The sequence below is a fragment of the Flavobacterium sediminilitoris genome, assembly GCF_023008245.1.
In the GTDB taxonomy this organism is placed as follows: Bacteria; Bacteroidota; Bacteroidia; order Flavobacteriales; family Flavobacteriaceae; genus Flavobacterium; species Flavobacterium sediminilitoris.
This window is the reverse complement of sequence record NZ_CP090145.1, coordinates 1,317,923-1,330,896: the sequence shown is the minus strand read 5'-3', so window position 1 is coordinate 1,330,896 and position 12,974 is coordinate 1,317,923. Positions and strand designations below refer to the sequence as shown.

General features: G+C 30.8%; 5 protein-coding genes and 1 pseudogene. All 6 read right to left on the bottom strand.

What is annotated here, in order from left to right; genetic code table 11:
* Nucleotides 1-18: 18 nt before the first annotated feature.
* The 6 genes and pseudogenes from LXD69_RS06040 to LXD69_RS06015 all read right to left on the bottom strand — a co-directional run bounded on the left by LXD69_RS06040 (nt 19) and on the right by LXD69_RS06015 (nt 12,900).
* Nucleotides 19-2,661, bottom strand: coding sequence for a TonB-dependent receptor (locus LXD69_RS06040; protein ID WP_045969985.1), 2,643 nt, complete (start codon nt 2,659-2,661; stop codon nt 19-21).
* Between the two features lie 162 nt (nt 2,662-2,823).
* Nucleotides 2,824-2,943 (bottom strand): annotated as a pseudogene (locus tag LXD69_RS18010) (hypothetical protein); the annotation flags it as partial.
* A gap of 793 nt (nt 2,944-3,736) precedes the next feature.
* Nucleotides 3,737-4,096 (bottom strand): hypothetical protein, encoded by a 360-nt coding sequence (locus LXD69_RS06030; RefSeq protein ID WP_246918248.1) that lies wholly within the window; start codon nt 4,094-4,096, stop codon nt 3,737-3,739.
* A 298-nt stretch (nt 4,097-4,394) separates the two neighbouring features.
* Nucleotides 4,395-4,868 carry a hypothetical protein gene (locus LXD69_RS06025; RefSeq protein ID WP_246918247.1) on the bottom strand — a complete coding sequence of 158 codons (474 nt, stop codon included), beginning with the start codon at nt 4,866-4,868 and terminating at the stop codon, nt 4,395-4,397.
* Entirely contained in the window at nt 4,868-10,480 is a 5,613-nt protein-coding gene (locus tag LXD69_RS06020; RefSeq protein WP_246918243.1) for a fibronectin type III domain-containing protein, read from the bottom strand. The genes LXD69_RS06025 and LXD69_RS06020 overlap by 1 nt, the downstream gene beginning before the upstream one ends.
* Nucleotides 10,477-12,900, bottom strand: a complete 2,424-nt coding sequence (locus LXD69_RS06015; protein ID WP_246918241.1) for a hypothetical protein — start codon at nt 12,898-12,900, stop codon at nt 10,477-10,479. The genes LXD69_RS06020 and LXD69_RS06015 overlap by 4 nt, the downstream gene beginning before the upstream one ends.
* Nucleotides 12,901-12,974: the final 74 nt, after the last annotated feature.

Below are 12,974 nucleotides of genomic sequence, written 5' to 3'. Positions count from 1 at the left end.
TATAATTAAATTTCTTTATTAGAAATTATATCTAATTGAGAAATTCCATGTTCTACCTAAACCAAAGTAAGCACTGTTCTTAACATTGATTCCATTAAAAGAAGCATCAGTATCATTAGCTTGAAAAAGACCATCAACATTTCCAGAAGATCTTGAAGCTACTATAGATGCTAAATATATTTCTTGAAAAACATTATTTACGTTTAATCTAAAAGCTACAGAATTTTTATCATCTTTACCAACTAACATTTTGTAAGAAAGTCCTGCGTCTACTAAATCATATTTTGGTAATTCTAAATTTTCTTTGATAGGAGATACATCTGCATAAAGTTTTGTGTAATTTCTCCAATCTACATCTATATTAAAGCGAGTAAAAATTTCATACTTTAAACCTAAACCCCAAGAAGTTTGAGCTGCTCCACCTACTTCACCTCCATCTACATCTTTTTTTTCCTGATCAAGAATAACTCTATCTTGATTTCTATAAGTTGTTACAACATCATCTTGATATTTCCAATCACCAACAGAAGCAAAACCTTTTAAACTAAGTTTTTGAATTGGCCTAGCAACAAAATCTAATTCAACACCTGAATGCAATTGTTCAACACCTTGATTTGTTGCATATACAATATCTCCTTCATTTAACACAGTAGTACCAACTACATCTCCAGCTTCAGCAACAGATGAGGTTGTGGTGACTCTATCTTTCCATGACGTTCTATACGCATTTAAATTAGCAGAAAAATAAGAAGAGTTGAAACTGTATCCTAATTCAAGACCTAATATTTTCTCGTTTTTAGTTAAAGGGTTTACATCATTACCAAAATTTAAATAAATATTATCATGATAAGGTTGACGCGAATAATAACCTGCATTACTGTAAACAGCATGATTTTCATTAATATTATAAGCCACTCCACCTTTAGCATTATAGCCTATATTGTTAACACTTTTAGATTTTTCATCCGCTGGTAAATATTGATATCTATCCCATCTTACATGAGATTGATTAGATAACGCTCCTTGAAAAAAAACTGAAAATTTGTCATTTGAATATTCTATTTGAGAAAAAGCACCACCATAAGTAATTCTTTCATCATAATCCCACGCATATCTTTCCCCTTCATCAGCATAGTTAAATAATGCACTCCAAGGATCTGAATTGTAAGTTGCTGATATTTGATTATTAGGATTATTAACATTTAAAACATCATTATCCAAATAATAGTCTGCTCCTAATAAATCTGTTAGTTGTCTGAAGTGAGTTCCTTTGTATGTTCTAAGATCAAAACCAGCATTAAAAGTTAATTCGTCTGTAAATTTAGTCTCAAAATTCGTTATTAAACCATACCATTCGTGACTATTAACTGAATTTCTTAAGGCATAAGTAGAAGCGCCTGTAGTACTGGCTAAGTTATTTGCATAAATTTGATCAAAATCAATTTGTCCATTTGTTCTTACTCTTCCGCCTCCAACACTTCCAACACTTCCTCCTCTTCCCCAAGAAGCATACAATACTGTAGATAAACTTGAGTTTTCAGAAATTGTATAATCCCAGTTTAAATTTGCAACTGGTTTGTGGTAATAGTTACCAACTTCACTTTTAAACTTACCGTCTAAAGTACCCCAGTTACTATTGTATTTTCTTCCTTTTTCTAAGAAAGTGCTAATACTTTGTGAATAGCTTTGATTGTGATATTGTGGTGCTCCAGTCAGTAAGAAATTGAAATTATGTTTATCACTAGGCTTGTAACCTACTGAAATAAAATAATTTTGACCACGCCCTTGTGTACCTATAGTATATCCTTCACCTTGCCAGTGAGACATCATAATACTCATCCCCCAACCTTTCTCATTCAATCCTGTATTATAACCCGCTAATGTCTTGAAATAACTGTTATTAGCCACTCCTAATGACGCAAAACCACCTTCTTTTTTATCAGTAGCTTTAGTTACAATATTAATTGTTCCTCCTACAGAAGAAATTGCTAATTTTGATGAACCTAAACCTCTTTGAATTTGTATTCCATTTGCAATATCAGTCAATCCTGACCAGTTTGACCAATACACTAATCCATCTTCCATTCCATTAACTGGTTGTCCATTAATTAAAACTGCAGTGTTATCTTGTGCAAATCCACGTACTCTAATGTTAGAATCCCCATATCCCCTAGATTGATCAGCAACATATACAGACGGAGTATTCACCATAGCCTGTGTAATATCAGAAGTACCTACTTTTTCTTGAATCTCAATAGCTTTGATTGTTGAAACTGCAATAGGTGTTTTTCTGTCTTTTGCTAAGTCAATAATCCCAGTTCCAATTAAAACAACTGTTTCCAATTGATTTTCATCACTAGAAAGTGAAATATTTCCTACATTAATACTATTCCCTTTCATAGTAAATGAAATAGTTTTCGTTTTGTAGCCTAAATAAGATATAACAATTTCTCCTGAAGTTAAAGAAGTAGAAATTGAGAACTTACCATCAAAACCTGTTGTAGAACCGTCTTTTGTTCCTTTAATAAGAACATTTGCTCCAGGTAATGGTTCATTAAATTCTTGATCAACAACCACTCCAGTTATCTTTGCCTGAGAGAAAGCTGTAAGGGTTGCAAAAAGGAAAAACCCAAAAATTGTCAGTTTTTTAAAAATTTTCATTAGATGTGTGATTTTTTTGCAAATTTCACACTTCGTTCTTTTTCGAATGTTAAGTTAATGTTAAGTTTTAACTTAGTTTAACATTTTATGTCTTCACAAGCAATTAAATACATTTTTAAGAATAATCTTTTATTTCGAATAAAACACTGCACTTTTAATATATTATTGAGAAATATATTCTTTTAACAGAAAATTAGTAGAACTATCATGAGTGTTAAGATTTCCTGTATTTAATTCTTCCAAAATAGAATTAGCTAATTGTTTTCCTAATTCAACTCCAAAATAAATTAAATTCTATCTTTTCCTTATTATCTTAGGGTACCACAAGTATGGAGTATCATCGAGGTTACTACTAAGTATACACGGAGTAAAGACGGAGTAAACCCAAATTTCAAGAAAGAAGAACAGTATATTTTACTTTAATTCACTTCTGTAAATGTATATAATTGCTGCTGATTTTCAAAATAAGGCTTTTTGATTAAGAACCACACGATAGGAATTGTACGGTAGCGGTGTTGGGTTTTTATTTATTCAAATAACTTGTTGGCTTATACTCAACTTATGTACGACTTTGATACGACTTTGATACGGCTTAGTAATTTTTATACTAGTACGTGTTTTTACTTGTCATTGAGGGTACTGATTACAAATTCTAGCTATCGGGTCTGGGGTTAATAATGTTAAACTTAAAGTAATTTAAGTATATGATTTGTTAATAAACAAATCATAATGGTTATCTAATATCGAAGCAAAAAAAGGTTTTAATGGGCTTTCAAAAAATATAAATGCTTCGTTAAATATTGTATTCTAATTCTAACTTTTGTTCTATTTCATAGTTAAACAAATCGAAAAAAACATCCTAAAAGTTCTTTCTTTTAAACTTAAATTTTTAGCCCCAGCTGCAAAGTTGGTAGACAAATAGCATAAACATAAAAACATATTTTCTTTTGAAAGGAAAGAAGATAAAGTCTTCTTCCCACTTCGCAAGACCTATTGTTTTTTCCAACATAAAGATATTCAATTATTCGCAAAAAATAGTTTTAAATTTTAACATTATTATTTGCTTAAACCATAGTTATCTGGACTGTTCATCTTCTATTCGTTTCAAAAAATCCCTCCATGCATAGCAAACTTCTAAAAATTCTTGAGTATCAAACTCTTGTCCTCCTACTATTTTTCCATCTAAATACTCTGCAATTTTTGATTTTTTACTACCAAATAATATGGGTTGAAATTCAATTCCATTTTCAAAAGAATAATCAGAAATGTTTTTGTCAATTATTTCTTTCTGTAGCCATTCAATAAAACATCCAATATCATCAACACTATCAAGTAATGATATTATAGCTAATTTTTCAAAAGTATTTTCTATTCTTAAAGTAGGATAAACTTTCGAAGTTTCTCCATGTATATGTGTTCCTAAAATATATTCCATAACAAATTAAAAGATTGGAAAAGATGATTTGATAATAGGCATTGAAGTCCCTGTTAACAAAGGATTTACCCGCTGCGCATTCTATGATAAAAAACAAATAGCATAATAAACATAAAAAAAACATATTTTCTTTTGAAAGGAAAGAAGATAGAGTCTTCTTCCCACTTCGCAAGACCTATTGTTTTTTCCAACATAAAGATATTCAATTATTCGCAAAAAATAGTTCAAAATTTTAACAATTATTATTTGCTTAAACCATAGTTATCGGGTCGTGTTACAAAATGTAAAATAAAACCACCTAAACAATGGTTTCTATTTCTTTCAATAATCTATTTAATGCCTCTTTTTGTGTCAAAATCAATGTATCGTGCTTTGTGTAATCTTTTTTTTCTCCATAAATTGCTAGTAATCTCAACATTTCGGGGGTTCCATTTATAAATTCCAATATACATAAGGCTGAATATCCTTTAGGAAGATAATCTGTTTCATAATTTGGATTTACAGACACATAATTTAAAACACAAGAACACTTTTCATATTCATGTAGGTTTTTCCACGGAAAGATTACATTAAATTCACTACCAGTTTTAACATCTGTAAAATCAGCTGAAGCAAATATAAATATTTCGTTAGTACCAAGCATTTTATTACTAAGTCCCCTACTTAACTCCTTTTCAGTTGGAACATCTAACAGTGACAGTGTAGGTATCCCATTAAAGTAATTTTGCTGATTTAATTTAAAAAAAATATCACTAATTGATAACTCTCTCATTATTTAATATTATACTTAAATGCTTTTTGATAAAATTCGTACGCTTTTTCTAAACTTGACTCAGGTATTGTCTCTAATAAATATCTTGAATCTGTTTGTGTGGTTATTCTTGCTGGCAAGTCTACTCCATATACCTCTTTTACTAATTTTCTAGCATCTTCTACTGAAATTTCTACTTTAGATAAATTTGCAAAATTATCCGCAGGTGTTTTAAGTATCACTTCTAATTCCAACCCCACTCTATAATTAGGAGCAGAAAGAACAATGTTTTTCAAGTCATTTGGCAATCCAATTTGTAAAACTCCTTTATAAGCACCATTACTTGTTGCACTTTCTATTGAAAATATAGTTGCCTTTATTGGATCTGTCGAAGTTGAAATACCAAATGCTTGTGAATTTGGATTACCAGGAAATAATGTATTATCGGCTTTACTTCTAGTTGTACCTCTAAATAATGATTTTATACCTTTTTGTTCAAGTTGAGCAATGGTAGTTGTCTCATCAACTGTATTTAAAAATGCTTTAAGTTCAGCGGCTGTAGTAATCTTCCCTGCCTGATTAACAACTTCATCCAAATATAAGAATATTTTATTTTCTTTAAGATAAATGGATACATTTTTATTTTTTACAAGATTATTTTCGGTTATAAAAACATTTTCTAACTCCCCTATTTTTTGATAACCGTTTACATTTTGAATGATTTGTATTCCTTCTTTTGAAGCTAAATATAAATTTTTACTTTGCAAACCATCTAAATATCGTAATGTTGCAATTTCATATTCTATATTTGCACTTACAATTGTAGCCAATACATTATTTTTAACTTTGCAATATGTGTTATTTAAACTACTGCGAAATGCTTTCTTTAAATCTAATTCATAGACTAATGCTTTTAGTTCTTCAATATTGAAATTCTTTATTCTACTACCTACTTTTATTGAATTTTTGATAACATTTGCTAAACTGTTCTTTAAATTTTCAATATTTTGGGAACTAGTTGTTTTTATAAAATTTCTAAAATCATCAATTTTAACTTCAAAACTAATACCTCTAGTAATAGATCGAATGGCTATTCCTGAACCTGTAAGAATATTTATTGCTGTTACTGCATCTTTAAATTCTTTTCCGCCCTCAACCCCTAATAATTCATTTTCATATAGTTCTACAGCTATTGCACTTGTTCCAGTAATTATCATTAAACCTGCCTCTACAACCGTTACACTTTGTCCTGCTGTAAATGGAATTGAAATTAGTGCTGCACCTTCTAAAGCTACAGTTAATGTTTGTCCAGCAATTTTATCATTATGTTTATTTGCAAAATTTTCAGCCCAAAATAATGGAGCTACTATTAGTTTGCCTTTCTTAATATTTAGATAATTATAATCTTCATTAAAGTATATACAAACAAAATCTGAAAAAGGTTTTCCTGTTTTGTAATAAATAACATCATTACTTTTTTGAATTTGAGGATTATATTTTTTATAACCAAAACTAAAAAAATAATCTTTATTAGGATTGAAAGAGCTACTATAATGCTGTAAATAGCTACAATCTAACTGGCTAGGACACATAGCGCCTATACCTAAATAATCTAACTTAAAAAAATCCCTTTTTAAATATTGGAAATTAGGATTTGTAAGGTCTGCACCTTCCATTATTCCTCCATTATCTAAGTAACTTTGATAATTATTTTTGATGTTTAGATATTCTGAACTATAATATGCTATTGCCCATTTAGTTAAATAATAATTGAAATATTCTTGATCTAAACCTGTTAAATTATGATACCTATTTTTAATACCACTAAAATCATTTTGTGAATTTATAATGTTTAAAATATTTACTTTTGTTTCGTCTATTTTGTAATCATCTATTCCCATAAGGATAGAAGCTAATAATTCGCTATTTTGGTCTTCAAAATTACTATCGTTAAAAATCGATAAGAATTTGTTATAAACATTTTCTTGTTGCGATTTTGATACTAATTTTGCAACAGCTTTATAAAGTTTTAATTTAGTTTGTTCATCATCAATTTGATCATATATCTTTTTATAATCTTTACTAATAAAAGAGTTAAAAAGGTCATTATTTTCTTCGTTTGTTTGGTCATCGATAATGGATTTCAATAAGGAAACATAAATTATTTCTTTGTCTATATTTCCACTAAACAACCTACTTATAAAACCATTTGTTGTGGTTAATTTTTGTTTTGCAATATCTTCAAACAAACTAATTCTTGCATTTATATTTGTATAAGAAAGCGCTATTACTGGTATTTTTTGGATAGTACTATAATCTTTATTTACAATTGCAGTATTTATCTTTTCTATCCAATTTTGTTGTTTTGAAACATTTGAATTAAAATTCAATACATTCTCTTCAAAAACATTAACTTTTTGATTAGGCACTACAAACAATACACCTTTTAAAATACTATAATTAGGTGCAATAGATGTTAATGATGTACTTTCTTGTGAAGAAATATTATTGTTATATGGATAATAATAGCGCGTTTCACTTCCATCAGGTGAATTAAATTTATTAATTTTTAGCTCACTAACTAAATTATTAAAATTAATAGTCTTATTATTAAACTCCGAAATTTTCAAATCAAAAAATAGCTCATGATTATCAATTGTTGTTATTTTTTGACCAATTAGATGAAAATTTGAATCTTCAAAATTACTTGCATTAATTAATATTTCATTTAATGATATAACATCATTCAATGTGCCATTTGATGTAGGTGAATTTGAAGAAATTGAATTATTATTGTAGGTATAGCCTCTTATTGATTCAATAAAGCGAGCTGCAAGTAATTCATCTGTAACTTGCTCCCCACTCTCATCACTCTGAAACAAATACAACTTCGTTTTTGGGTGGCTGATTTGTTGCCAATGTCTATAGGGTAATTTTGTACCGCTAGCATAATCCATTAACCAATTGGTTGCATAAGCATTTTTATCGTAATCGTATTTTTCCCAAGGGTGTTCTAGTTCGAAAGCACCATGTCCTAGTTCGTGCGCAATTACTGTTGCTAAACCAGAACCGTTAGTTTGTTTTATTTCTCCAGTTCCTGTTTGCCCTGTGAAGACAAAACCAAATTGGCGGTGTAATGGCATGAACCCTGATAATGGTCTTGAAGGGGTAATATCTTTGGTAACAAAAAGGTAATAGGCATTGTTATTTATTGTTGTTGTTGCTTTAAACCTATCTATAAAAGCATTTTGTTCGTTGGTGTAATTGGCAATCCAACCACTGTTGCCACATTCTAGGGTTGTAATCCCATCGGTATGGGCTGGAAGTGTCGTTATATTTAAAGTAACTCCTGCTCCGCCATATATATTCTTTATCGCTTGGATGTCTGCTTGTGTAATGGTTGCTCCATTTACAGGTACTAGGTTTATGTTTACTGTACCGATGTCTTTTATAGGTACTACCATCATGGCACCCACTACTTTTTGTTTTAAGGAATCGGTTTTTACTAAGGCTAACAATTCATTATCTCCCTCTGTTGTAAACGCAGGTACTTTTAAAGTTTTAGTGACTACATTACCTACTGTAGTACTGTCTATTGCATTTACTTTTATTCCTTTAACATTAAAAACAATGTTTTTTGCTTCTATTAAAGTATCGGTAATGGTGATTTTTGCAGTTACATAATCGTAGCTTACTTTTCCGTCTTCTTTGTTAATGATTCCTTTGTAGTAGAAAGGATAATCGTTTCCTGAACCGTCTTTAATTGTTTTGTATTCTGCTGCTAATTTGTTTGGAGCACCCGAATAGTTGGCACTCGAATCGTCAAAAGCGACACTTTGATCGTTACGACTAAAAACTACTTTTGCTCCTACGTTTGATAGTGCTATAACTTCTCCTTTACTATTTAGGTTTTCTGTATTAGAAGCATTTGCAATTCCTACACCTTGTCCTTGAAACGATACATTCCCATTTGGATCTACAGTGTACACACTTCCTTCGCTATCTGTAATAGTCGTTGTTTCTCCTTGATCGAAATCGAAAATATTAGACACCATTCCTGTGTCTGGATTGGTAACTAGTATTTTTCCATCTTCTACTACAATATTATTTACATCTCCAATTACATAATTTACGGTATGGTTGTGTGTATCATTCGACTCTTGAAAGTTATCTAAAACGTTTTCAACCACATCGATTACTTCGTTAACATCTAAAATATTACTCCACTCAGGGTCATACTGTGCTCTTACTTCTCCATCGACTAATTGCAATTCGGAATTTAGTTTGATGTTTTCAAACTCTACCGCTATTTTAATATTGGTTAAATAAGGTAATCGTGTCCATCCTTTCCCTGTATAGGTTCCTACTCCTTCAACTTCATTAATATGTACTGCAAAATCGGCAGCCATGAAAACCATGTCTTCTGCTAATGCTTCAGAATAGAGTGTAACATTCGCTAAATCGATTGTGGGTGCTATACCACAATCAATTACAGCCACATTCGTTTCTGGTTGTGTAAATTGATTAATGGCAGAAAAAGTAGTTACATCGCCTAAGCAAGTACCTCCTACTTGAAATTCATAGGTAGTACTCGGCTCTAAATCGAATAGTTGTGCTTCATTATTGGCTACTGGTGCATTAAACCAAATTTCTGTTCCAAGTTTTCTATATTGCACGATATAGGACAGATGATTTGGATTGTTCTGCCACATAATTTTGGCTTGTCGGGCAGAAACAGACTGTGCTATTACAAATTCTGGTGCATTACAATTTCCTGCATATACAAAATCGAATATTTCGCTATAGCCATTGTTATTGAAAACAGCGTCTTCTCCAAAACCCGGTTGGCTTACTGCTTTTACTCGCCAAGCATATTTTTTACCTAAGGTTAATTGCGGTAAGGTGAAATCATAATGAAGAATAGTGTTATTCGTAATTGTCTGCCAAATAGGAGCACCCACCATAAAAGCATAGTTTGACGGGGCTTGGTTGTCTAATAGTTCAATTAAAACGAACTCATACTCTATATTTGTGGCATTGATGTGTCTTGGTGTCCAAGTGAAAATGATGTTTTGCGGGTCTTGGAAATGTATTACTTCGTGATTGAAAGGAAGGTTTAAGAAAGGAGGATCATTATAAATGAAATAGAAAAACGTGCATGATTTTTGAGAGATAGGTTGATTGGTTATAAAATCATAGACTTCTATACAGAAACTATAATTGCCTTGCGGAAGAACACCACTATATTGCAATGGATTGATGCCTTGCAGGTTTTGCAATTCAAAATAGGGCGCTAAGTCTAAATTATTTAATTGTAATGATTCTCCTCCGTTTATGAATAAAGGTGAAGCACCAACAACAACAGGTGTGGATTGCGCTTGAATGCCGTTTCCTTGAATGTATAGTTTCAATCGGACTTGCCTGTTTACCACATTCAAATCGCTTGTGAAAATATTGACTAAATATTTTTGATCGGTTGTTGTGCTGTATTTTGCTACAGATGATAAATAGGGAGGAATTACATTACTGTTAACCTGAACAGGATAAATTTGTGCCCAACCTAATTGCACTAAACATACTAATACTAGAGTATAGAATAGTCGATTTGCTTTTTTGTATGTACTATTTATCATTTGATCTGGAATTTTGTTTGGTACTTTTGAATAAAGCTTTGTGCTAATTTTAATTCTAAATTATCAATAATTTTATTTTCTTTTTCTTTATTTATCCATTGAATATAGCAATTTTGCTTTTCATTGTCTATGCTGCTTTGGTATTTCTCTTTTACCTCATCGACAGATTCATTTTCTTCTAAAAACAATACTAATTTGAGATGAGAGATTGCGAAAGCATCTTTTTTATCGAGTGGAATATTCTCTTTTAGGATGGCTTGTTCTATTTGTTCGAATTGTTCTTTCCTGTTTCTTGTTACTTCTGTATTACTTAAATTGTACTTTTTTACGAAGTAATTCTTATTAAACAAATTCGTGTCGCGTGTATTGAAAAGAAGTTGCTTGATTGCATTTTCTGCTATTTTATTATATTCTATATTAAATTGTTTCATCTCTTGGATTTGTTCATTCAATATTGCTATACTATTTTTTAAGTCTTTTTCTTTCAATGCCTTCTTATCGGTAATAGTATCAAACGCTTCTAGTTGTTGAAAAACTGCTGCTTTTCTATTATTTATACTTTGCTTTAATGAATCTAAGTTTTTAAAATCTAACGTTGCAATTTGTTTTTCGATAGCTTTTTTGATTTTTAAAGCATCGTTTTCTATATAGGCATCGTCTATTTTTACTTTTAAACTGTTTTTTTCAACTTTTTGAACGGTTTCTGTTTCTTTGTCTTTTTTCTTTCCTCCACCAAAATTATAATTATAACCAAAAGTTACAGTCACTTCATTGATACTTGGTCTTGGATTTGTTCCTGAAGCGTTACTAAAAACTTGTGATGCGGAAAGATTAAAATTGTGTTGCTCAAACAATTTGTAACTCGATGTGAGTCTAAAGTTGAGATTTCGAACAGCAGATGTTTCACTATTGCTTTGATTAATAGCTGTACTGAACTGTGTTGTTAATTTGTCTTTTAAAAATTTCTTATTGACACCTAAAACAGTTCCGTAGGTTGAAGTTTCCATAATTCCTATAGTACTATAGGTAAAATTTAATGAAGATGAAAATGCCCATTTCGACTTCAATAAAGCATGTGAATAATTGGTGCTAAAATTATGAAAAGATGACAGTTGTCCTACACGAATTATGCCTCCTTGTTCGTTTGCTACTTGATTAAAAGAATAATTGAAAACAATATTTTTTTTATTCTTTTTTGTAGCTTCAAAATTGTAATTGGTATTGATATTAGCACTTCTTGATAATTGTCTATAATTAATCTGATCTACATTGTTCAACTCTGGGTTTACTTGATTGATCTGCGCAAACTGATCTGGATTCGCATTTGTGGTCGTTGTTTGATTGGTTATTGTGATATTAGATATTAATTTTTCGGAAAAACGCGCTGATGCGTTTAATGTTCCAACTAATCTATTAGTAGTGGTAACTTTTTTATTGTCTAAATTATCTTCTTGCACTCCTACATTTAATTGCAACATCACTTTGTCGCTAAAAAAAGGTCGAGAAAGATTAACCATTATGTTTTGCAAATCGTTAGCAAAAAAATAGGCTCCTAAAGTTTGATAGTTAGGGTCTACTCTTTCAAAACTAGTTCCTAATGTTGTTTTTTGTATTTTATAATCCAATCCTACCTTGTAGGCATTGAAATTTTGAGTCGAGGTTCTATTGTTAAAGAAAAGGCTTGCTATTCCTTTTTTTTCATTGGTATCTTCTGCTCTTGTATCTTGTGTTAAAGAAGAGTTAGAAATATCTGTGTATAATTTTAGGTCTTCATTTATTTTTGCCTCTGCAGAAATACTTACTACTAAATTTTCTTTTGGGGTGATGTCTTTAGCATCTGGAATGAATTGTAATGAATTGATTATATCTTTAGCATAAAAACCAATTACCCCTACTTTAAATTTATCTTTTACATATTCAACTTTGCTACCATATCCTATCCTTTTAAAAGCTGGTAAGGTATTTGGATTATCATCATCTTCTACTGCCTTTAGAAATCGACCGTACATGGCAGAGAATTTGAGTGGTCCATCTGGTGTTAGTTCTACTCCTGCTCCACTAAACTGATGCCCCGCTAATGAATAGGGAGAAAATGTCATACTTACATCTCCAATATGTGCCGTAATCCATTTGTATTTTGGACTAATGCTTAATCTGTTAAAATTGAAAGGTATCTTATAGTCTAATTGCCCTCCTAGGTTGGTGAAATTATAAGAAATAGGCATTGAAAAGGAATAGAACGAAAGGTTAACGTTTCCTGTAAAATTATATACGAAAGGTTCTCTTGCATTTCTATTAGAATTAAAATAGGTTGCTCCTGCTGAGATCCCTCCTCCAATTTTAAAAGGTTGCCCTGAAAATGATCCTAAATCGATAGATTGGGATTGGGATGGTTGACTGATTAATGCCAAAAATAGCATTAACAAAGAGGGTTTTAGTAGATTTTGGATACTTTTTTTGTGTCTTTTGAGTTCACAAAAAGCATTTGAACTGC

Coding starts and splice junctions, on each gene's coding strand:
- LXD69_RS06040 (WP_045969985.1), bottom strand. CDS start 2,661: ATGAAAATTTTTAAAAAACTGACAATTTTTGGGTTTTTCCTTTTTGCA.
- LXD69_RS06020 (WP_246918243.1), bottom strand. CDS start 10,480: ATGATAAATAGTACATACAAAAAAGCAAATCGACTATTCTATACTCTA.
- LXD69_RS06025 (WP_246918247.1), bottom strand. CDS start 4,868: ATGAGAGAGTTATCAATTAGTGATATTTTTTTTAAATTAAATCAGCAA.
- LXD69_RS06030 (WP_246918248.1), bottom strand. CDS start 4,096: ATGGAATATATTTTAGGAACACATATACATGGAGAAACTTCGAAAGTT.
- LXD69_RS06015 (WP_246918241.1), bottom strand. CDS start 12,900: ATGCTATTTTTGGCATTAATCAGTCAACCATCCCAATCCCAATCTATC.